Source organism: Pseudomonas sp. MWU12-3103b, from assembly GCF_023100615.1.
Lineage (GTDB): Bacteria > Pseudomonadota > Gammaproteobacteria > Pseudomonadales > Pseudomonadaceae > Aquipseudomonas > Aquipseudomonas putida_A.
Window position 1 is genome coordinate 65,270 of sequence record NZ_JALMEY010000001.1, and the last position, 22,264, is coordinate 87,533.

The following is a 22,264-nucleotide window of genomic DNA, read 5'->3' on the forward strand; positions in this document are numbered from 1 at the left end:
CGGTCAGGGCGAAATCGCAATCAGCAGCTATAACTCATTGGTAATTCTTCGGATATTCCATGATGGTTGCTACCCGAGCGACGCTGCGTAGCTGGTTTTATCGCCCGTGGTTTTTGGCGATGATCGCGGCTGTCCTCAGTGCAAGCCTGCTGATCGCCGGCGGAATGTTCGTCGCCATGCGCCAGATCGAGCAGAACGAGAGTCAGGAGATGAATGCCCAAGGCGAGCGTTTTCTGGCTCGCCTCGAGCAACTGTTCGGGCAATTGCGCGAAAGTCTCGACGACCTCCAGGCACAGCCGTTGCGCAGTTGCGATGAGGAAATGATCGCCACCCTGCAACAGGTCACGTTCAACTATCGCTTCGTCTATGAAGCGGCCTACATGGACGGCTCGCGGATCTGCTCCAACCGCCCCCGGCAGGAGGGACTGTCGGTCATCCGCACGCCGGACATCAAGGGCCCGACTTACAGCTACTGGCTCAACACCACCACCGAACCCGATGAAAACCGCGCGGCGCTGATGCTCGGGCGCGGCAACTTCCGTGTGGCGACATCGCGCGGGCATTTGACCGACATGGTCGACCTGCCACCGGACAGCAGCCTGCTGGTGGTACTCGATCATGGAAGGCGAGCGATTCCGGTGCTAGGCACAGCCCAGACCTGGCCACCGAGCGAAACCTGGCCACCGAAGAGCCGCGAAGCCCTGCAAGTCACCCAGTCACGGCTGATCTACCGCATGCCAACCAACAATCCGGAATATCAGTTGGTGCTGATCACCCCGCGCAGTGGCATGCACATCCCGACCGTCTGGTGGTGGATGGTGCCGGCCTGCCTGCTGCTGGGGGCGTTTGCCGGTTTCTTCGTGTTTCTGCTGGTGCGCCAGCGCCAGTCACTGGACGCCGAACTGCAGGGTGCGATACGACGGGGCGAGCTACAAGTGCTGTATCAACCGATATTCGACCTCGACAGCCGCAATTGCGTGGGCGCCGAAGCCCTACTGCGCTGGCGCCGCCCGGACGGCACCCTGACCAGCCCCGACCTGTTCATTCCATTGGCAGAAAACACCGGGCAGATACGGCAGATGACCGATTTCGTCCTGCAGCGGCTGCTGGAGCAATTGGGGCCGGTGCTACGCGCGAATCCGCAACTGTACATCTCGGTCAACCTTGCGGCGTGCGACGTGATGGTGCCGCGCATCGGTCAAGTCATGGCCAGGCTGTTGACCCTGCACCGGGTTGCGGCGCGGCAGATTGCCTTCGAAGTCACCGAGCGCGGGCTGATCGATGTGGTGGTGGCGCGGGAGAACCTGCAAGCCTTGCGCGATGTCGGCCATCAAGTGTTGATCGACGATTTCGGCACCGGGTATTGCAGCCTCGCCTATCTGCAGACGCTGCCGGTGGATTGCCTGAAAATCGACAAGGCCTTCATCGACGCACTCGGTCATGACGCGGCGAGCAGTGGCGTTGCTCCGCACATCATTCACATGGCGCAGGCACTGGATCTGAAGGTGATTGCCGAGGGCATCGAGCACGAAGCGCAAGCCGTGTTTCTCAGCAGTGAGGGAGTCAAGTTCGGTCAGGGCTGGCTGTTCGCCCAAGCCTTGAGTGCGGTGCAGTTCATCGAACTGATCACCCGTGGACGGCGCCTCGCCGGACGCCGGCTGGATGACGAAGCCTAGACCGCCAGCGCCATGTAGAACTGCGTGCCCTGCCCCGGCCGCGAATAGACGCCCATGCGCCCGCCATGCAACTGGACGATTTCCTTGCACAGCGCCAGGCCAAGGCCGGCGCCGCCCTTTTTGCGCCCGACCTGCACGAACGGTTCAAAAATCCGCCCCTGCTGCCCGTAGGCAATGCCTTCGCCGTTGTCCTCGACGCTGATGATGACCCGCTCGCCATGCCGACGCGCCTGCAAGCGAATCTGCCCGTCGCGGGCGGTATGGCGCAGGGCGTTATCGATCAGGTTATCCAGTACCCGGTCCAGTTGCGCCTGATCGGCTTGCAGGCGCGGCAACGGCCCCTGCACTTCGACGTTCAACGCAATGCCTTTGGCCGCCGCCGCATCCGCGAAGCGCGATTGCGCCTGCGCCAGCAAATCTTCGATGGAGCACGGCGCTAGGGTGAGTTTCTGTAAACCGTTCTGATAACGCGAGAAATTGAGCAAGTCGTTGATCAACTGCATCAGGCGCTGCATCTCTTCGTTGACCGTGTCGAGCAGGTCCGCCTCGCGTGACTCCGGGGGAAACTTCGCCCGCTCGCGAAACAGCCCGAACGCCATGTGCATGCCGGTGACCGGCGTGCGCAGCTCATGGGAGGCACGCAGCACGAACTCGCTACGTACGCGCTCGAAGGCGCGCTGCTCGGTGACGTCATGCAGCACCATCACCGCGCCAAGAATATGCCCCTGGGTGTGGCTGACCGGCGTCAGGCTGTAAGTCAGCAGACGTGATTCGCCATCGACCTCGATGCTCAAATCTTCCGGAGCACGCTCAAGGGTGCCGCCGCGCAACACCAGTTGCAGTTGTGCGTCGAGTTCCGGGCGCTCCAGCGCTGTGCCCAAGCCCTGACCGAGTCGATCACTGTCCCAGCCCAACTGGCGCTGGGCCACTGGATTGAGGTGCTCCAGATGCCCTTCGCGGTCAATCATCAGCAAGCCATCGTCGATACCGTCAAGCACCGCCTGCAAGCGCTGCTGACCGGCCAGCAGCTCGTCGACGTTGGTCGCCTGATGCTCGCGCAGCGCCTCGGCCATCAGCCCGAAGCGCTTGGTCAGCTGGTTCATTTCCATCGCCGAGGAAATCGGCAGCGTCACCTCGAAATTGCCTTGGCCGATGTTGTCCGCCGCTTGCGCCAGCGCCTCGATCGGCGCGCCGAAACGCCGGGCAATCGCATGCGCGGTGACAAAGCCGATGATCAGCACCGCCAGTCCCACCAGCCCGAGCAGGCCGGAGACCAGCAGCGCCCTTTCCCGGGCGTCATGCTGCACGGCGTTGATGTTGTCCAGCGCGTGCTTGTGCTCGGCAATCAAACCGTTGCGCAAGATGTTGAAGCGTTCTCTGAGGTCGCTGTTGCCGCTGAGCACATTGCCCGGATTACGCGACAGCTCGAACGCCTGGAGAAAACTCAGATAGTCGGCCTTGGCCTGGGTAAACCCGTACTGGCGGCCATCGCCGTCGGCCTCCTGCGAAATGCCTTCATCCAGCAATTGCAGGTAATGCTGCTTTGACGCTTCGAACGCGGCGGGATCGGGTTTTTCGGCCAGCATCAGCACCAACTGGTCGCCGAGGGTCTGGCGCAATTTAAGCCCCAGGTCGAGGGTCACGAAGTTGCTGCGGATCGTTGCTTCCTGAGTACCGGCCATCTGCATCACGCTGACCAGCCCGAGCAACAGCCCGAGCAAGGCGACCGTGATCAGCGCAGAAATGCTCAGGAACAAGCGAGTGCGCAACTTCATCGCCAGCTTCATCGTCGGGCGCTCACAGGTTGTACTGCTTGCGCTTGCGATACAGGGTCGACGCGTCGATGCCCAGGGTTTTCGCTGCCTGATCCAGAGTGCCCGCCGTCGCCAGCACCGCGCCGATGTGGGCTTTTTCCAGCTCGTCCAGGCTCAACGCGGCGCCGACTCGAGGTGCGTTGTTCGCCGGCTGCTCGGCCATGCCGAGGTGGCTGATTTCCACGCGTTCCTGCGGGCAGATGATGCTCGCCCGCTCCACCACGTTACGCAGCTCACGAATATTGCCCGGCCAGCGATAACCCAGCAGCGCCTCCCGCGCCTCGTCACTGAAGCCCCGGGCCGGACGCGCGTACTCTTTGACGAAGCGCGCGAGGAAGCGGTCGGCCAGGGTCAGAATATCCTCGGCACGTTCGCGCAATGGCGGCAGATGCAGGGTGATCACGTTGAGGCGATACAACAGGTCTTCACGGAAGCGCCCGTCGCGCACCATGTCTTCAAGGTTGAGGTTGGTCGCGGCGAGAATCCGCACATCGGCGCGGCGAGTCACTGGATCCCCTACCCGCTCGTATTCCTTGTCCTGAATAAAACGCAGCAACTTGGGTTGCAAAGTCAGCGGAAAATCGCCGATCTCGTCGAGAAACAGCGTGCCACCGTCCGCCTGATTGACTCGACCAAGCGTACTTTCGCTGGCGCCGGTAAACGCACCGCGACTGTGGCCGAACAGCTCGCTTTCCATTAATTCTGCGGTCAACGACGGACAGTTGATGGTCACGCAGGATTTCTTCTCGCGCTTGCTCCAGCCGTGGATGGCCCGGGCCAGTTCCCCTTTACCCGTGCCGGATTCGCCAAGGATAAGGATGTTGGCGTCGGTACCGGCAACCTGCCGCGCGGTCTCCAGCACCACTTTCATCGCCGGGCTATGGGAGTCGAGACCGTCCTTGGGTTTGCGGATCTCGCCTTCGAGGGCTTCCAGACGCGCCGAGAGCTGACGCACTTCCAGTTGCTTGGCGGTGGCCAGACGCAACTGGTCGGGGCTGCACGGTTTGACCAGATAGTCGGCGGCGCCCGCCTGGATCGCGTCCACCGCGGTATCGACCGCCGAATGCGCGGTGACAATCACCACCCGCATCCATGGCGCCTGAACGCGCATCTGCGCCAGTACATCGAGACCGTTGTCTTCACCCAGACGCAAATCAAGGAAGCACAGGTCGAATACCTGGCGTTGCAACAGTGCATCAGCCTGAGCCGCGCTGTTGGCGGTGGCCACCGTATAACCTTCGTCTTCGAGGCAGTAACGAAAGGTTCGCAGGATGGCGGACTCGTCGTCCACCAGCAGAATGCGGCCTTGATGCTCAGTGGCAGATTCCATTTTTCCTACGCTCCATAGTGATTGATCTTGGGTTAGTCCCGGAAAAATCGGGCAAGTTGCATGGTTGATTCTGAACGATGCGAGCCATGGGAGGGTAGCTCTCTCCTGCCTTGACGGCCAATCCGTTGATTTCGTTGAGTTTTTAAACAATCACCGATTTACAGAGGGTTCCCTGCGTACTTTTCTGACATCCGGGACGTGCTCTCAATTCCATAAGAATGAAATCTCCTACGAAATAATCATGCATTTCGCACGACCGTAGATGACCCATCGTGCAGGATGCGTCCGTCGCTGAATTCCACTCACTCGCAACCAATTGATTTTATTGAATATTTTTCAAATAAAAAACTGGCATGCAGCCTGCAATAACTCATTCAGCCCGGGCAGATTCCACTGCCCTAACCGAATAAGAGTGAGGAACCCAGGATGACTCGCCAACGTGCCGCCCAAGTGCGTATCTCGCCACTGCATATCCAGCAAGGCCTGTTTGGCGTACTTGCACTGTTGATCACCCTGATTGCCTGCCAGCAATACCTGAGCTGGGAAAACAGCCAGAAGCCTGAGCCGCTGATCTCGATTCAACACAGCACGCAGACGCACTTCAGCGCCGTCAGCAGCAGTCAGGCCGAAAGCGCCTCGATGCGCATGATGGATGTCGATCAGCCACAGCCGCTGGATCAACTGCCACGTGAAGAGCGCTGGGTTTTCTGACGAACCGAAGAATTCAGGCGCATCGCGCCGGAACACGCAATATCCCTAAATAGAGAAGTAAGGAGAATCACCATGTTGAGCTGGGCAATTACATTCTTGATCATTGCCATCATCGCCGCCGTACTGGGCTTCGGTGGTATCGCGGGCACCGCCACGGGTATCGCCAAGATTCTCTTTGTCGTGTTCCTGGTGATGTTCATCGCTTCCTTCTTCTTTGGCCGTCGCGGCCGAGGTTAACGATGATTGCTTTGAAGACACTGGCAGCCGCCCTGCTTATGGGCGGTAGTGCCATGGCGATGGCGGCCAATGATGGCCAGTCGCGGGTCAACGAGCTGCTCAGCTCCGACCCGCAATACCGCGAAACCTGGCAAGGCGTTGTGAAGCACGAAGAACGCCTGCCGGAATGGGTGATGAACCTGTCCGGCACGCCAGACCAGCAGATGAATGCCGTGACTGAAGACGGCGACAAGTACCTGGTCGGCCCGCTCTGTGAATCCGCAGACAAGTGCCTCAACCACCGCTTGATCGTCGCGTTCAGCTTCGACAAGAAAGACGCGTACGCCATGCTCGTCGATGTTCCCGAAGGACTGCCGGCCGACAAGTCGCCAACGCGACATGCCACCTACCGCTTCCTCGGCAAACCGGATGAGGGTATGCAGAACCTGTTGATGGAAACGCTGAAGAAAGACCCGAAGTGGTATTGATTCGAACATGAGGGCAGCGCCCCGCTGCCCTTTATTGCGCCTACCCGAGGAAGGCTGGCGCATGACCAAGGGGCCGGGACGTTCTGACTGTTGCAGGGTCGGAGTGACCTACGGGTACAGGGAGTGCCTGCGCGAGGGCCGGGTCAGGGTAAAAGCTGCGACGCAGGTTCGCCGACCCTCAGTGGTTCGACGGACTTGCGCTGAGCTTTATCCGATGCAAAAACATTGATCCAGAGCGTCCTGCTCATCTTTTTATGCCTCACACTGCGCGCGAAAACATTACGCGGTGTTTCCTGGCGACCGTATATCGAGAAAGAGTCCCTTTAAACAGTGGGACATCTAGTCTGCAAACGTAGGCTTTTTCTTAAGATTTCCGTCGAAATTTCTCGTTTAAAAAATAACCAATCTACGCTGCAATGGCCGGTTCACGGCACTTATGCCGGCTGAAATGTCGTAATCGAACCGGTTGGGACGCCAGTTTCAATTAAAAAAGCTCATGCCGATTCGGCATAGGGTAGGCGTTTACGGCATTAGACGGCGCAACCTTGCATCGGAATAGTTGCGCCTTTTTTCGCCTGCCGAAGAGCCGTAAATACGCGCTTCGGGGCACCTTATACGGAGGCAGATGCACAGACTTTTCCGCTGACAGAGCGTTCCAGTTCCTGCATGTGCCTGAGTCAAACGCAAGTAAGGGTAAAGATAATGAAGAAGGCAAAACTCAGCCTCGCCTGGCAGATCCTCATCGGTCTGGTTTTAGGGATTGCAATTGGTGCGTTGCTCAACCACTTCAGTGCCGAAAAAGCCTGGTGGATCAGCAACGTCCTGCAACCGGCAGGCGATATCTTTATCCGTCTGATCAAGATGATCGTGATCCCGATCGTCATCTCCTCCCTGATCGTCGGCATCGCCGGCGTGGGCGACGCCAAGAAACTCGGGCGTATCGGTCTGAAGACCATCATCTACTTCGAAATCGTCACCACCATCGCGATCATCGTCGGCCTGCTGCTGGCCAACCTGTTCCACCCGGGCGCCGGCATCGACATGAGCACCCTGGGCACGGTGGATATCTCCAAGTACCAGGCGACCGCCGCCGAAGTGCAGCATGAACACGCGTTCATCGAGACCATCCTCAACCTGATCCCGTCGAACATCTTCGCGGCCATGGCCCGCGGCGAAATGCTGCCGATCATCTTCTTCTCCGTGCTGTTCGGTCTCGGTCTGTCGAGCCTGCAGTCGGACCTGCGCGAGCCGCTGGTGAAGATGTTCCAGGGCGTCTCGGAAAGCATGTTCAAAGTCACCCACATGATCATGAACTACGCGCCGATCGGCGTGTTCGCCCTGATCGCGGTGACCGTGGCCAACTTCGGCTTCGCCTCGCTGCTGCCGCTGGCCAAACTGGTGATCCTGGTTTACGTCGCCATCGCCTTCTTCGCCTTCGTGGTGCTGGGCCTGATCGCCAAGCTGTTCGGCTTCTCGGTGATCAAGCTGATGCGCATCTTCAAGGATGAGCTGGTCCTGGCTTACTCCACCGCCTCCTCGGAAACCGTGCTGCCACGCGTCATCGAGAAGATGGAAGCCTACGGCGCACCGAAAGCCATCTGCAGCTTCGTGGTACCGACCGGCTATTCGTTCAACCTCGACGGTTCGACCCTGTACCAGTCGATCGCAGCGATCTTCATTGCCCAGCTGTACGGCATCGATCTGTCGATCAGCCAACAACTGCTGCTGGTGCTGACCCTGATGGTCACCTCCAAAGGCATCGCCGGCGTACCGGGCGTGTCCTTCGTGGTGCTGCTGGCGACGCTGGGCAGTGTCGGTATCCCGCTGGAAGGCCTGGCGTTCATCGCCGGTGTCGACCGCATCATGGACATGGCGCGTACCGCACTGAACGTGATCGGCAACGCCCTGGCAGTGCTGGTTATCGCGCGCTGGGAAGGCATGTACGACGACGCCAAAGGCGAGCGCTACTGGAACTCCCTGCCGCACTGGCGCAGCAAGGAAAAACTGCCGGCTGGCGAAATTTCCAAGCCATAATGCAAACCCCTGTGGGAGCGAGCTTGCTCGCGAAGAGGCCGGCACATCCAACAATTATGTTGATTGACACACCGCCTTCGCGAGCAAGCTCGCTCCCACAGTGACTGATGCAAGCCTTACCAACAAACCCCGGAGCAATCCGGGGTTTGTCGTTTCTGGCGACCCCGCTATCATTCGCCGCATCTTCCGGGGGATTTGACTGATGCTTAATGGCCTGTGGCTTGGCTTCTTCGTCGTGGCAGCAATATCTGCGCTGGTGCAGTGGCTGGTCGGTGGCAACGCCGGGATTTTCGCGGCGATGGTGGAAAGCATTTTCGCCATGGCCAAACTCTCGGTCGAGGTCATGGTGCTGCTGTTCGGCACGCTGACCCTGTGGCTGGGCTTTCTGCGCATCGCCGAGAAGGCCGGAATCGTCGAGTGGCTGGCCAAGGTGCTCGGGCCGCTGTTCCTGCGGCTGATGCCGGAAGTCCCGGCCGGTCATCCGGCACTCGGTCTGATTACCCTGAACTTCGCCGCCAATGGTCTGGGTCTGGACAACGCCGCCACGCCGATCGGCCTCAAGGCCATGAAGGCGCTGCAGGAGCTCAACCCCAGCGCGACCATCGCCAGCAACGCGCAGATCCTGTTCCTGGTGCTCAACGCCTCGTCGCTGACCCTGTTGCCGGTGACAATCTTCATGTACCGCGCCCAGCAAGGCGCACCAGATCCGACCCTGGTGTTTCTGCCGATCCTGTTGGCGACCAGTTGCTCGACCATCGTCGGCTTCCTTTCGGTGGCGTTCATGCAGCGCCTGCGCATCTGGGACCCGGTGGTGCTGGCCTATCTGATTCCCGGCGCACTGATCCTCGGCGGCTTCATGGCGCTGCTGGCGACGATGTCGGCCACGGCGCTGGCCGGGCTGTCGTCGATCCTTGGCAACCTGACGCTGTTCGGCCTGATCATGCTGTTCCTGGTGATCGGCGCGTTACGCAAGGTCAAGGTTTACGAAGCGTTCGTCGAGGGCGCGAAGGAGGGCTTCGACGTCGCCAAGAACCTGCTGCCGTATCTGGTGGCGATGCTCTGCGCGATTGGCGTGCTGCGTGCCTCGGGCGCGCTGGACTTTGGTCTGGATGGCATTCGGCATCTGGTGCAGTGGGCCGGGTGGGATACGCGTTTTGTCGATGCGTTGCCGACGGCGATGGTCAAACCGTTTTCCGGCAGCGCCGCACGGGCGATGCTGATCGAGACCATGAAGACTTCCGGCGTCGACAGCTTCCCGTCACTGGTGGCGGCGACGATTCAGGGCAGTACCGAGACCACGTTCTATGTACTGGCGGTGTATTTCGGTGCGGTGGGGATTCAGCGCGCAAGGCACGCCGTTGGATGCGCGCTGCTGGCCGAATTGGCCGGCGTACTCGGTGCGATTGGCGTCTGCTACTGGTTCTTCGGTTAACCACGAATCCCCATTGTGGGAGCGGGCTTGCTCGCGAAAGCGGCGGGTCAGTCGACCTGTATATTGACTGACACACCGCCTTCGCGAGCAAGCCCGCTCCCACAGGGGTTATGTATGAGGTTTAAGGTCTGGGTTGTTGGGTGAATTGCTGGCCTTGCTGAACAGCCCAAGCGACAACCTTGGCCGTCAGCCGATCACTGGCCTGTCCAAACCCCGCGACCACCGCCGGCACCTGCACATCGTTCAACGGCTGACGCTCTTCGAAGCGGCGGCTGGCGAGAATCTTCTGGTCGTAGCCGCGCACCAGCAGCGCATCGACGCGCACCACGACGCTGGCCTGATTGCCCTGATACTCAGTCTGAAACGCCTGCAAGCTGCCGCCCAGTTCCAGGTCCGCAGCGAAGTTGCTGTCATCGGTGCTGAGCAGCGTCACCCGACCATCCCGGGCAAAGCCATCCAGCAGCCGATTACGCACCAGCACCGGCGCCGGATCGCTCCAGCGCGAAGCCTTGTAGCTGCTGATCACGTCACCCTGGGGAATCACCGCGATGTTCGGCCGGTTCAGCGCTTCGCTGGCCTGCAACTTGTTCAGGCGCAGCGACCAATGCTGGGTCGCCACTGAGCTGGCCGAGGCAGGCGCTTGCGCGGCAGGCAGGCGATAGACATCCGAAGGTTCGGCCTTGGGCAGGATCGAGCAGGCACTGGTCAAGGCGAGGCTGGCGAGGAGAGCGAAGTGAGTCAGCTTCATGGGGTGAATTCCTTGTTCTTGTCACTGCCCAGCAAGTAGCCGCTGGGGTTGGCCTCAAGGCGTTGCGAAATGCCGCGCAGCGAAGTCAGGGTCTCGCGCAGTTCGCGGATCGCCGGCGCCAGGCCATTGAGGCCCTGCATTCCGTTGTCGAGGGAGTTCTGATTCTTGCTCAGCAGACCGTTGATGGTGGCGCTGCTTTGCTCCAGCGACTTCATCGCCTGCTCGGCACTGCCCAGCGCCTGCTTGCCCTGATCGTTGAGCAGGCCGTTGGCGTTGCGCATCAGCGCCGAAGTTTGCTCGAGCATGCTGCCGGCCTGCTTGCCGACGCTCGCCAGTTGCTGCATGGCCTGACGCAGGTCGCCGCGCTGATCGTTGATCGAACCGGTGGTCTGCTCCAGATGCGCCAAGGTGTTGCTGACGCGCTCGACGTTCTCCGGGGAGAACATCTGGTTGGCGTTGCTCAGCAGCGCGGTGATGCCACTCATCAAATCGTTGCTGTCGTTGAGCAGCCGGGAAATAGGCGAGGGTGCCGCGACAATGGTCGGCAGCTCGCCGTCATGCCCACGCAGCTTCGGACTTTCTGGAGTGCCGCCGCTGAGCTGGATGATCGAAGTCCCGGTAATCCCGGCCAGTGCCAATTTGGCCTGGGTGTCTTCCTTGACCGGGGTGTCCCCACCCAGACGAATCCGCGCCAGCACTCGGCGTGGGTCTTTCGGGTCGAGACGCAGGCTGACCACGTCACCAACCTTGATCCCGCTGTACTGCACGGGGCTGCCCTTGGACAGGCCGCTGACCGCCTCGTTGAAGACCACTTCATAATCCTTGAACTCGCTGTCGACGCTGGACTTGGCCAGCCACAGGCCGAAGAGCAGGGCGCCTGCCACGACAATCACTGAGAACAGGCCGATCAACACATGATGGGCTCGGGTTTCCATGTCAGACCTCGTTGAGCAATTTGGCGGCGTCCAGCGCCGAGCGGCCACGCGGGCCGTGGAAGTATTCGTGAATCCACGCGTCGTCGGTTTCCGAGACCACGTCGATCGGGCCGGCAACCAGCACCTTCTTCTGCGCCAGCACCGCCACGCGGTCGGTGATGGTGTAGAGCGTGTCGAGGTCGTGGGTCACCAGAAACACGCTCAGGCCCAGCGCATCGCGCAGGGTCAGGATCAGTTGATCGAACGCCGCTGCGCCAATCGGATCGAGGCCAGCGGTGGGTTCGTCGAGAAACAGGATGTCCGGATCCAGTGCCAGCGCTCGGGCCAACGCGGCGCGCTTGATCATGCCGCCGGACAGCGAGGCCGGGTATTTGTCCGCCGCCGACAGCGGCAGCCCGGCCAACGCCAGCTTCACCGCCGCCAGATGCTCGGCGTCGTTACGGCTCAATCCGGCGTGCTCGATCAGCGGCAGGGCGACGTTTTCGGTCACCGTCAGCGAGGAGAACAGCGCGCCTTTCTGGAACAACACACCAAAGCGCCGCTCGACCAGCGAACGCTCATGCTCGGACAGGCTCGGCAGGTTCTGTCCGAACACCTTCACGTTGCCTTCGCTGGGCCGGCGCAGGCCGACAATGCTGCGCAACAGCACCGATTTACCGCTGCCGGAGCCGCCGACCACGGCGAGGATTTCGCCCTTGTACAAATCCAGATCGAGATTCTCGTGCACGCTCTGGCTGCCAAAGCGATTGCACAGGCCACGGACTTCGATCACCGCCTCCGAGGGCGCGCGGGGTAGACGACTCACCAGCCCATCTCCATGAAGAACAGCGCAGCCACCGCATCGAGCACGATCACCACGAAAATCGACTGCACCACGGCTGACGTGGTGTGCGCACCGACCGATTCGGCGCTGCCGCTGACCTTGAAGCCTTCCAGGCAACCGATCGTGGCGATCAGGAAGGCAAAGATCGGCGCTTTCACCAGGCCGACCAGAAAGTGCTGAATACCGATGTCGCTCTGCAGCAGCGAGAGAAACATCGCCGGCGAAATCCCCAGCGACACCGCGCACACCACGCCACCGCCGATGATCCCGCAGAGCATCGCCAGAAACGTCAGCATCGGCAGCGCCACCAGCATCGCCAACACGCGCGGCACCACCAGCAGCTCCATCGGGTCGAGGCCGAGGGTGCGGATCGCGTCGATCTCCTCGTTGGCCTTCATCGAACCGATCTGCGCGGTGAACGCGCTGGCGGTGCGCCCGGCCATCAGGATCGCCGTGAGCAACACGCCGAACTCACGCAGGAAAGAGAAGCCCACCAGGTCCACGGTAAAGATCGTCGCGCCGAAACTGGCCAGCACCGTGGCGCCGAGAAATGCCACCACCGCGCCGACCAGAAAAGTCAGCAGCGCCACGATCGGCGCAGCGTCGAGGCCGGTCTGTTCGATGTGGGCGACGACGGGGGTGATGCGCCAGCGCTTGGGGCGCAACAGGTTGCGGGCGATGGTTTCGAGGATCAGGCCGATGAAACCCAGCACTTGCAGGGTGTCCTGCCAGACCGTTTCCACGGCGCGTCCGATGCGGGTCAGCAGTTGCACGCTGACACTGACTTCCGGCTCTTTGACCGGCACACAGAAATCAGTCAGCGAGCGATACACAGTCTGCAGCAGCGCGCGGTCAGCCTGGGAAATCGTGCAGTCGGGGTGTTCGGCGGATTTGCCCAGACGCTCGGAACCGAGCAGCTCCACCAGCAACGAAGCGCCCGCAGTGTCGAGCGCACCGAGGCTGTTGAGGTCGACCACGGTATTGGCGTCGTACTGGCCGGTCAGTTTTTCGGTCAGGTGCTTGAGGTCGGCGTAATGGGCAAGCGTCCAGTCCCCGGAAACCCGCAGGCGGGCAGGGCTGATTGACGTGTCCAGCTGGGCATTACCGCTCATTGAGCTGCTGATCATAAGCTCCGTGCTTGTCCGGCTATTAAGCGAACTAACGTAATAGCACGAACCGGATTACTTTTCTTTGATCGCTGTGCTGTCTGTCACTTCGAAACGCAACACGCCGATCACCTGACCATCTTCAGTCAGCACCCGCACCTGCCACTTGCCTGCCGGGTTGCCGGGGAAGTTCTGCTTGTGCGTCCACGCCCGGTAACCTTCCTTGCGCCCGCCGTGGATATCGAGAGCGATGCGGTCGACCTCTTTGCCGTCGAACTGCCACACGTGGTAGATCCGCTCATCCAGCCCGCGCGGCGCGTTGATTGCGGTGTAGGCGTAGAGACCGCCGTTGCGGATCTGCTCGGCGCTGACCTGTTCGAGGCTGTCGCCCGGGGTGCGATCCTGCAACTGAGTGCTGATCGCCACGTCGGTCATCCACAGCGTCGCCGGCGGCACCCACGAGCGCAGCGTCCAGCCGACCGCGCCAATGCCGAAGGTGATGCACAGAATGGCCAACGCGTTGCGCACGGTGCGGATCGGGAAGATCGACGCCAGGCTCGGGAACGACAACACCACCGCCGTGCCCAGTGCCCATTTGAAACTTTGCGCGGTGGTCAGGTGCATGATCACCGGCAGCGCGGTGAGCAGGGCGGCGAACAGGGTCAGGGTGTGCAACGCGAGAAACGCCCAGCGCCGTGGCGCCAGCCATTTGTAATAGAGCGGATCGACAATCGAGATCAGCGCGGCGATGCACAGCAGGCCGGTGAAGATCAGTTGGCCGCTGTTCCACGTAGTGGTGATGAAGAAGAACGGCAGGACGAAAAACAGGCTTTCCTGATGGATCATCTGCGTCGCGTAACGCAGCAGCGGCTGGGGGATTTCCCGCTTGAAGATGCGCGTGAACAGCCCGGTTAGGGTGTTCTCCAGCATCAGCCAGATCCAGCTCAGCAGCATGATGATGGTGATCCAGCTCGCCAGTCCCTGCTGGCGATCGACCAGAATGAAACTGCCGACCCCGGAGATGAAACCGCCAAGCGCAATCACCCCGGGATAGCGCTTCATCAGCTCGAGAATGCGCTGGATCAGGAGGGGGATTTTCTGCATGTTGGCGGTTCACGACTGAGTAGGAAAAAACCTCGACAGAGTACCGTCCGCCGGGCGACGTGGCGAGGCTCCCGGTCAGTAAAATCACCACAGATCCCTGTGGGAGCGGGCTTGCTCGCGAAGGGGCCGTGTCAGTCGACATCATTGCTGAATGACACACCGCATTCGCGAGCAAGCCCGCTCCCACAGGTTCAGTGTTTGGCTGGCTTACGACGGTGCAAGCGCCAGCCAATCAGCACCAGCAACACCACGCCCAGACCACCGGCAATCAGCCACAACACCTCATCATCACTGAGCAACGGCTTTTCGATCCGCAGATATCCCGGTTGCAACAGCAACTCGCGCATGGCCTTGTTTGCCGTTTCCAGGGTCACACCTTGCAGCTCGCGGGCCGGGTTGGCAAAGCGCCCGTCCTCGTAATCGCCCAGTGCGCTCCAGTAGTAATCCGCCATCGCACTGTTGCCCTGTACCGCCCAGGCCTGATGGGCGATGGCGGCTTGTTTGATCCGGGCGAAGGTGTCCGGGTCGAGGCCGTTTTTCAGCAGGTCGGCCTTGAGGTCTTCCAGCACCTGTTGGGCTTCGGCGAGGTCATCGCGATCCACGTCAGCGTTGAGGCTCATGAAGCCGACCCCGCCAAACACTTCACGCTCGGCCCATGGCCCGTAGGACAAGCCGTGATTCAGGCGAATCTGCCGGTACAGCGCCCAGTCGAGGTAGTCCTTGAGGATGTCGAAGGTCTCGTCGTACTGATCGTCGAGCATCGGCTCCGGCACCAGCCAGTGCAACTTGGCGCTGTCGCCGATGAAGCCACGGGTGAGGGTGCGTTCATGGGCGGCGCTGGTGCGGATGTCCGGCAGCTCACGGTGCTCCGCCGGGTCCACCGCTTCAAGCGCGCCCCAGGTGCGTTCCAGATAGGCCGGCAGCAGTTTGTCGAGTTCACCGACGACGATCAGGGTCATGTTGTTCGGCGCGTACCAGGTCTTGCGCACCTGCTCCAGTTGCTTCTGGGTCAGGTGACCGACCTCGGCCCGCTGCGGGCATTTCAGGCCCAATTCCACCGCCAGTTGATTGCTCGCGGTGTGGCCCAGATCCTGGCGGTCGAGAAAGCGTTGCAGGCGCGTGTAATGGCCGCCGTCCTCGCGCTCGACCACACGTTTGGCAGCGTTGATCGCGCTGTCGTCGATGCGGGTCTGGGTCAAAAGGTCGAGCAACAGGTCGAGGACCTTGCGCTGATTCTTTGCCGGGGCTTCGATGACGAACGTGGTGTCGGCGTTGCTGGTAAACGCGTTCCACTCACCGCCCAGCGCCTGCATGCGCTCCTCGAGGCCGCCTTCGCCGGTGGCATCGACGCCGCTGAACAGCAGGTGCTCAAGCAGGTGCGGCAGCTCTTTTTCATCGCAGTCGAAATCGTCGAGACCGACGCCCACCACCAGACGAATCGCCACATGCCCGCGCTCGGTGCCGGGTTTGAGCAACAGCTGCAAACCGTTGGGCAGCGCGTAGCCTTCGACCTGAAAGCGATCAACGGCGAAGGCGGGCAGGGAACCGAGCAACAGACAGGCGAACAACAGGCAACGCATAACAGGCTTCCATACGGCTGATTTGGAGATCCGTGTCGCTATTCAGGCCGGCATTCGCGAGCAAGCTCGCTCCCACAGGGGAATGCATTTCAAATGTGGGAGCGAGCTTGCTCGCGAAGGTCTTAAGGCTGAATCAATGTTACTGACTGACCCCAGCCCCAGACGTTCAAGGCGAATGCGTAATGTCGGCAATATCATCCGCTTCCAGCGCCCCGGTATCGGCCGTTTCCAGCACCACATAAGCACTGCTGCAAAACAGCGAATTCAAGCGCTTCATATCCGCAATCAGCTCCAAGTGCAGCGAACTGGTTTCCAGACTCTGCACGATCTTACGTTGCAAACGGCTGACATGGGCATGGGCCAGACGCCGTTCCTGTGCGCGAAAGCGACGTTTCTCGCGCAACAGCTGACGGGCGCTTTCCTTGTCGCCGCTGAGGAACACTGACAGGCCGAGGCGCAGGTTGGCGATCAGTTGCTGATGCAGCCCGGCCAGATCCTCCAGGCCTTCTTCGGAAAACGACCGACGCTGCGAAGTCTTCTGCTGCTGCACCTTGCGCAGCATGCGTTCGATCAGGTCGCTGGCCAGTTTCAGGTTGATCGCCAATTCGATGGTCTCTGCCCAGCGCCGACTGTCCTGTTCGCCGAGATCCTCGCGGGGCATTTGCGCCAGATACAGCTTGATCGCGCTGTACAGCGCTTCGACGTCATCGGTCAGTCGGCGCATTTCCTGGGTAATGGCGGTCTGCTTGCCGCGCAGCACATCGAGCATCGCGTCGAGCATGTTGTCGATCAGGTCGCCTATGCGCAGGGTCTCGCGGGCCGCGTTGGCCAGCGCCAGGCTCGGGGTGACCAGCGCCGTCGCATCGAGATGCCGCGGCTTGGCGGTGCCGTTGACCTCCTGGCGCTCCGGCAGCAGCCAGGCACACAGGCGTGCCATCGGCGCGACGCTGGGCAGCAGGATCAGGCAGCGCGCGGTGTTGTAGAGCAAGTGGAAGCCGATGACCATTTCCTGCGGACTGAAATCCAGGCCGTCCATCCAGTGCACCAGCGGATCGAGCACCGGGATGATCAGCAGCAGGCCGATCAGTTTGTACAGCAGGCTGCCCAGCGCCACTTGCCGCCCGGCCGCGTTCTGCATGCTGGTGCTCATGAACGCCAGCACGCCGCTGCCGATGTTGGCGCCGATCACCAGACCGATCGCCACCGGCAGGCTGATCACGCTGGCGCCGGCCAGCGTCGCGGTCAGGAGCACGGCGGCGAGGCTGGAATAGGAAATCATCGCGAACAACGCACCAACCAGGGCGTCGAGGAGGATGTCGCCGGTCAGCGAAGCAAAGATCACCTTCACCCCTTGGGCGTGGGTAATCGGTGCGGCGGCCTCCACGATCAGTTGCAGCGCGAGAATGATCAGCCCCAGACCGATGCTGACCCGGCCCATCTGCCCGAGCCGCGTCTGTTTGCGCGACAGAAAGAAAATCACCCCGAGGAAAATCAGCAGCGGCGACAGCCACGACAGGTCAAAGGTCAGCACCCGCGCCATCAGCGCGGTACCGACGTCGGCGCCAAGCATGGTCGCCAGCGCCGGGGTCAGCGCCATCAAGCCCTGACCGACGAAGGAGGTGACGAGCATGGCCGTGGCGTTGCTGCTCTGCACCATCGCAGTCACGACGATGCCGGCGACGAACGCGAGCCAGCGTTTGGACATGTTCTGGCCAATCACATGGCGCAGATTGGTGCCGTACACCCGCAGGATGCCGGTTCGGACTATGTGCGTGCCCCAGATCAGCAGGGCCACGGCAGACAGCAAATTGAGCAGGGTGAGCATGCAGACCCCCTGTAGTTGCAGAGCCCCAAAGGGGCAAGTTGACGGTACCGCGCGGTTTCTACGTTTTTGATACTTAAGCTGTAGTTGGCTAACGGACTGGGCGCCAGCATTGCACAGCTAAAGTGCGGATTGAAACAAAAGTGTCATGAAAATGGCTTTATCCACCTGACCTGAAAACCCCGATTCCCCTGTGGGAGCGGGCTTGCTCGCGAAAGCGGTGGGCCAGTCAACATTTCTATCGACTGATACGACGCCTTCGCGAGCAAGCCCGCTCCCACAGGTTTTTGTGTCAGAGCTTGAGGGGATTAAACGCAGCGAACTGGCGGTGAACCGGGTGCTGCACAACCTCGTCCCCCCTGCCTGAATGCAGAAACAACTGTGGGAGCGGGCTTGCTCGCGAAAGCGCTGGGTCAGCCAACATCATCGTCGACTGACACGCCGCCTTCGCGAGCAAGCCCGCTCCCACAAGGGGTGTTGCGTGTTGCTGGACTACCGGATTACTGCCCCGGCACGTCCTTGCGCAGTTTCACCGGATCCTGCTGCTGTTTCTTCCGGGCCATCGCGCCGCGCAGTTTGATGTTGATCGCTTCCACCGCCAGCGAGAACGCCATGGCGAAGTAGACGTAGCCTTTCGGTACGTGCACGTCGAACGACTCGGCGATCAGTACGGTACCGACCACCAGCAGGAACGACAGCGCCAGCATCTTCAGCGACGGGTGCTTGTCGATGAACTCGCTGATCTTGCCCGAGGCCGCCATCATCACCAGCACGGCGACGACGATTGCCGCGACCATGACCGGCACATGGGAGACCATGCCGACGGCGGTGATTACCGAGTCCAGCGAGAACACGATGTCGATGATCGCAATCTGGATGATGGTGTAGAGGAAGTTGCCGCCCTTGCCCGAAGGCTCGTCGCCTGTTTCGTCTTCGCCTTCCAGCGCGTGGTACATCTCCTGCGAGCTCTTCCACAGCAGGAACAGGCCACCGAAGAACAGAATCAGGTCGCGCCCGGAAATACCCTGGCCGAACACCACGAACAGGTCGGCGGTGAGGCGCATGACCCAGGTGATCGACAGCAGCAACAGGATCCGCGTGATCATCGCCAGGCCCAGGCCGAAGATCCGCGTGCGCTGCTGCATGTGCTTGGGCATGCGGCTGACCAGGATCGAAATCATGATGATGTTATCGATGCCCAGAACGATTTCCAGGGCGGTCAGGGTAAAGAAGGCAACCCAGATTTCGGGGTTGGTCAGCCAATCCATGTGTATTCCTTTGAGCGAGTGTTAAACCATGACGCCAGCAAGCAGCTGGCGTCATGGTGAGTGAATGCCGTTACAACGTGCTGAACAGCGGGAACGTCCCCAGCAGCAAGGCGGCCACCAGTATGCACAGGCAGACCAGCACTGCCCACTTCAGGGTGAAACGCTGGTGATCACCGAATTCGATACCGGCCAGCGCCACCAGCAGATACGTCGACGGCACCAGCGGGCTGAGCAAGTGGACGGGCTGACCGACGATCGAGGCACGGGCCATTTCCACTGCGGTGATGCCGTAATGGCTGGCCGCTTCGGAGAGCACCGGCAACACGCCGTAGTAGAACGCGTCGTTCGACATGAAGAATGTGAACGGCATGCTCACCAGCGCCGTGATCACCGCCAGGTACGGGCCGAGGAAGTCCGGAATCACTGCCAGCAGACTTTTCGACATGGCGTCGACCATGCCGGTTCCGGACAGGATACCGGTGAAGATACCCGCAGCGAAAATCAGACTGACCACCGACAGCACGCTGCCGGCGTGGGCCGCAACGCGGTCCTTCTGCATTTGCAGGCACGGGTAGTTGACGATCATCGCGATGCTGAACGCCACCATGAACAACACCGGCAGCGGCAGCAGGCCGGCGATCAGGGTGCACATCAGCGCCAGGGTCAGCAGGCCGTTGAACCAGATCAGCTTCGGACGGCGGGCATCGGGGAACTGCGAGACGCTGATTTCACTGTGATCAATCTCGTCGCCGATCAGGTGCAGCTCGCCCAGACGCGCACGCTCACGTTTGCCGTAGAAGTAGGCAATGATCAGGATCGCCACCACACCGGCGGCCATCGCCGGGATCATTGGTACGAAGATGTCCGACGGGTCGACATGCAGCGCACTGGCGGCACGGGCGGTTGGGCCACCCCACGGGGTCATGTTCATCACGCCACCGGCGAGGATGATCAGACCGGCCATGATCCGCGGGCTCATGCCGATGCGGCTGTACAGCGGCAGCATGGCGGCCACGCAGATCATGTAAGTGGTCGCGCCGTCACCATCGAGGGAAACGACGAGCGCCAGCACGGCGGTACCGACCGAAACTTTCAACGGGTCGCCCTTGACCAGTTTGAGGATCTTGCGCACGGCCGGGTCGAACAGGCCGGAGTCGATCATCAGGGCGAAGTACAGAATGGCGAACATCAGCATCACGCCGGTCGGCGCAAGCTTGGTAATGCCTTCGAGCATCATCGGGCCGATCTTCGGCGCGAAACCACCGAACAGGGCGAACAGGATCGGGATGATGATCAGGGCGATCAGCGCAGACAGGCGCTTGGTCATGATCAGGAACATGAACGTGATGACCATGGCAAAGCCAAGGAAAGTCAGCATGGGATTACTCCAGGCGTAGCGCGGCTAATTGAGTGAGCGGATCGGAAGGGATCAGCGCAGAACGGGAAGCACGAGACGTACGGGCGGAGTTTCAGCGAGAAGGCGGGCTACAGAGGACATCAGAATCACCATTGTTGTTGTTAATTGGGCCTGACGTGCGAGCGATCACACGCGTTGGCCAACCGGTCTGTTGCCGGTAGTGGCGGCGATCCTAATCGGGCAACCTTTCAGCTACCTTTCGCTGACGAAAGCTTCAGGCGAATGGCCAACCGGCTGTCGGATGCGGCTAGAGTCAATCATTTCGGGGACGGGAGGGCTGGGACATGGAAGAAGTGCACAGTGGTGGCTGCCACTGCGGACAGATTCGCTATCAGTTCAGCGGGCCGTTGCACGACATTGCCCACTGCCACTGCTCGATCTGCCGCAAAGTCAGCGGTGGGATTGTCACCACGTGGATTACCGTGGCGGCGGCCAGCTTCCAGTGGCTGAGCGGCACGCCATCGCGCTATGACTCGTCGAGCAGTTGCGCGCGGTATTTCTGTCCACGTTGTGGCGCGCAGCTGGCGCTGGTGACATTGCTCAGCCCTGAGAGCATCGATGTGACCATCGCCACGCTGGATCACCCGGAGCGGGCGCCGGCCGAGCGGCACATCTGGACGAACAGCCAATTGCCCTGGCTGCATCTGGACGAGCATCTGCCGGGCGAGCCCGAAGAAACCCTTTGATCAAAAAATAGACAGATCCAGCGGCCGCATCGCGCCCATCCAGATCGCGTGCTCGGTGTGATCGAGCAAATCATCGCCAGTGTCGGGGTGCAAAAACACCACCAGCCCCTTGCGATTGAGCGCCAGCCACGGCAACACCTCACCGATCAGCTCCGGGCCGAAAGCCAACTGGCAGCTCCAGTCTGGATGCGGGCCGACCGGGCGCTCATGGACGCGCCCCATCTTCAGAGGAAACAACTGCGCCGCCTGTTCACACAAAGCGCGCGCCTGATCAATTGAGTCAGCGTCGAAATAGACGTGGGCGTGATAGCCATTGATTGCGTGCATCTGAAAGCCTCTGAATCGGTTCGAACCCTCGGCGCAGGCTGCGTGTCACACGCCATACGAGGGACAACAAAAAGGAATCAGCCATGAAAAATGCCGAAACCCCGACGGTGAAAATGGTGCTCTATGGTGCCATGGCCAGCCTGGGCGGTGCGTTGATGGCTGAATTGCTGCGACGGCAGCACGAAGTCATCGCGATTCTCGACGATTTGAACGTACTCGCACCACGTCCGGGCCTGCGCACCAAAAGCGGCGATCTGTTCGATGCCGAGCGGGTCAAGCAGAGCGTAGCGGGCAGCTCGGCAGTGATCTGCTTGTTGGACGCACCGGGTCTGCCGTTCAGCAGCGACCATGTGGAAAGGTCCGTGGTGCTCGGCCCGGTGGAACAGGTTTTGGCGGTCGATGCGTTGGTCGACGGTTTGCAAATGGCCAACGTGCCACGGCTGTTTCTGGTGGGTAATTTTGCCGTACTCGATGAGGTTGAGCTGGACGACGGGTTGCAACGCCACGCCGCCGAAGAAATCCGCGAGGCCCTGCAAAGCAGCCCGTTGCAGTGGACGCTGGTGAATGCGCCGCATGGGGTGGCAGGGCTGACCATCGAGCATTTCAGCCAGGTCGGCGGCAATCTCGAGCCGGGGCTGGCAGAGCCGCTGGAACGGCTGAACCGGGTGGCGGTCGGGATTGCCGATGAGCTGCAGTTGAATCTGCATGTGGGGCAGCATGTGAATTTTGTCGCCGCAACTGGCTGAG

20 protein-coding genes and 2 pseudogenes are annotated in these 22,264 nt (G+C 61.0%); 10 read left to right on the forward strand and 12 right to left on the reverse strand.

From position 1 onward, the window contains the following. The first annotated feature begins 59 nt into the window (after positions 1–59). Positions 60–1,676, forward strand: a complete 1,617-nt coding sequence (locus tag M0808_RS00345) for an EAL domain-containing protein (RefSeq protein WP_247839453.1) — start codon at positions 60–62, stop codon at positions 1,674–1,676. Here the strand turns inward: M0808_RS00345 and M0808_RS00350 are convergent. Together M0808_RS00350 and algB are read right to left on the reverse strand one after the other, a co-directional pair. Next, positions 1,673–3,463: a KinB sensor domain-containing domain gene (locus M0808_RS00350; RefSeq protein ID WP_247839455.1), complete on the reverse strand. Its 1,791-nt coding sequence runs from the start codon at positions 3,461–3,463 to the stop codon at positions 1,673–1,675. The two genes, M0808_RS00345 and M0808_RS00350, sit on opposite strands and share 4 nt — an antisense overlap. 10 nt (positions 3,464–3,473) lie before the next feature. Then, positions 3,474–4,820, reverse strand: coding sequence for a sigma-54-dependent response regulator transcription factor AlgB (gene algB / locus M0808_RS00355; protein ID WP_027610247.1), 1,347 nt, complete (start codon positions 4,818–4,820; stop codon positions 3,474–3,476). A 426-nt stretch (positions 4,821–5,246) separates the two neighbouring features. On the opposite strand from algB, the gene M0808_RS00360 reads away from it, so the two are divergent. The 5 genes from M0808_RS00360 (at position 5,247) to M0808_RS00380 (ending at position 9,701) form a co-directional block, all read left to right on the forward strand. Beyond that, positions 5,247–5,531, forward strand: coding sequence for a hypothetical protein (locus M0808_RS00360; protein WP_047297449.1), 285 nt, complete (start codon positions 5,247–5,249; stop codon positions 5,529–5,531). Positions 5,532–5,603: 72 nt separating this feature from the next. Then, a complete protein-coding gene (locus tag M0808_RS00365) occupies positions 5,604–5,768 on the forward strand; it encodes a DUF1328 domain-containing protein (RefSeq protein WP_003177151.1) in 165 nt (54 codons plus the stop codon). A gap of 2 nt (positions 5,769–5,770) precedes the next feature. After that, positions 5,771–6,235, forward strand: coding sequence for an inhibitor of vertebrate lysozyme family protein (locus tag M0808_RS00370; protein ID WP_247839457.1), 465 nt, complete (start codon positions 5,771–5,773; stop codon positions 6,233–6,235). 702 nt (positions 6,236–6,937) lie between these two features. Next, a complete protein-coding gene (gene gltP, locus M0808_RS00375) occupies positions 6,938–8,269 on the forward strand; it encodes a glutamate/aspartate:proton symporter GltP (RefSeq protein WP_103367992.1) in 1,332 nt (443 codons plus the stop codon). 202 nt (positions 8,270–8,471) lie between these two features. Further along, the gene (locus M0808_RS00380) at positions 8,472–9,701 is read left to right on the forward strand and encodes a spore maturation protein (protein WP_025112290.1); all 1,230 of its coding nucleotides are present in this window, start codon (positions 8,472–8,474) and stop codon (positions 9,699–9,701) included. Between the two features lie 121 nt (positions 9,702–9,822). On the opposite strand, the gene M0808_RS00385 is transcribed toward M0808_RS00380, so the two are convergent. From M0808_RS00385 to M0808_RS00405, 5 genes are read right to left on the reverse strand one after another with little or no spacing between them, the layout of a single operon-like run. Further along, entirely contained in the window at positions 9,823–10,449 is a 627-nt protein-coding gene (locus tag M0808_RS00385; protein ID WP_202369305.1) for an ABC-type transport auxiliary lipoprotein family protein, read from the reverse strand. Next, entirely contained in the window at positions 10,446–11,384 is a 939-nt protein-coding gene (locus M0808_RS00390) for an MlaD family protein (RefSeq protein ID WP_247839459.1), read from the reverse strand. Before M0808_RS00390 ends, M0808_RS00385 begins: the two co-directional genes overlap by 4 nt. Before the next feature lies 1 nt (position 11,385). Continuing rightward, complete coding sequence (locus tag M0808_RS00395) at positions 11,386–12,189, reverse strand: ABC transporter ATP-binding protein (RefSeq protein ID WP_007962720.1); 804 nt, start codon at positions 12,187–12,189, stop codon at positions 11,386–11,388. After that, entirely contained in the window at positions 12,186–13,334 is a 1,149-nt protein-coding gene (locus M0808_RS00400; RefSeq protein WP_098966456.1) for an ABC transporter permease, read from the reverse strand. Before M0808_RS00400 ends, M0808_RS00395 begins: the two co-directional genes overlap by 4 nt. A gap of 54 nt (positions 13,335–13,388) precedes the next feature. Further along, complete coding sequence (locus tag M0808_RS00405) at positions 13,389–14,417, reverse strand: DUF5924 family protein (RefSeq protein WP_096797617.1); 1,029 nt, start codon at positions 14,415–14,417, stop codon at positions 13,389–13,391. A gap of 93 nt (positions 14,418–14,510) precedes the next feature. Here M0808_RS00405 and M0808_RS28540 point away from each other — a divergent pair. Then, positions 14,511–14,609 (forward strand): annotated as a pseudogene (locus M0808_RS28540) (metal ABC transporter ATP-binding protein); the annotation flags it as partial. On the opposite strand, the gene M0808_RS00415 reads toward M0808_RS28540, so the two are convergent. Then, positions 14,609–15,997: an insulinase family protein gene (locus M0808_RS00415; RefSeq protein ID WP_247839461.1), complete on the reverse strand. Its 1,389-nt coding sequence runs from the start codon at positions 15,995–15,997 to the stop codon at positions 14,609–14,611. The pseudogene M0808_RS28540 and the gene M0808_RS00415 sit on opposite strands and share 1 nt — an antisense overlap. Positions 15,998–16,163: 166 nt before the next feature. Further along, complete coding sequence (locus tag M0808_RS00420) at positions 16,164–17,822, reverse strand: Na/Pi cotransporter family protein (RefSeq protein WP_247839463.1); 1,659 nt, start codon at positions 17,820–17,822, stop codon at positions 16,164–16,166. A gap of 360 nt (positions 17,823–18,182) precedes the next feature. On the opposite strand from M0808_RS00420, the pseudogene M0808_RS00425 reads away from it, so the two are divergent. Next, positions 18,183–18,290, forward strand: a pseudogene (locus M0808_RS00425) (metal ABC transporter ATP-binding protein); the annotation flags it as partial. Positions 18,291–18,319: 29 nt separating this feature from the next. Here M0808_RS00425 and M0808_RS00430 read toward each other — a convergent pair. Both M0808_RS00430 and M0808_RS00435 read right to left on the reverse strand, forming a co-directional pair. Then, positions 18,320–19,087: a TerC family protein gene (locus M0808_RS00430; protein ID WP_003220266.1), complete on the reverse strand. Its 768-nt coding sequence runs from the start codon at positions 19,085–19,087 to the stop codon at positions 18,320–18,322. A gap of 70 nt (positions 19,088–19,157) precedes the next feature. Then, a complete protein-coding gene (locus M0808_RS00435) occupies positions 19,158–20,465 on the reverse strand; it encodes a CitMHS family transporter (protein WP_007954069.1) in 1,308 nt (435 codons plus the stop codon). 323 nt (positions 20,466–20,788) lie between these two features. Between M0808_RS00435 and M0808_RS00440 the strand changes: the two genes are divergently transcribed. After that, positions 20,789–21,190, forward strand: coding sequence for a GFA family protein (locus tag M0808_RS00440; protein WP_247839465.1), 402 nt, complete (start codon positions 20,789–20,791; stop codon positions 21,188–21,190). Here M0808_RS00440 and M0808_RS00445 read toward each other — a convergent pair whose 3' ends face one another. Next, a complete protein-coding gene (locus M0808_RS00445; protein WP_098966448.1) occupies positions 21,191–21,517 on the reverse strand; it encodes a DOPA 4,5-dioxygenase family protein in 327 nt (108 codons plus the stop codon). Between the two features lie 83 nt (positions 21,518–21,600). On the opposite strand from M0808_RS00445, the gene M0808_RS00450 reads away from it, so the two are divergent. Further along, positions 21,601–22,263: an NAD(P)H-binding protein gene (locus tag M0808_RS00450; protein WP_247839467.1), complete on the forward strand. Its 663-nt coding sequence runs from the start codon at positions 21,601–21,603 to the stop codon at positions 22,261–22,263. Position 22,264 lies beyond the last annotated feature (1 nt).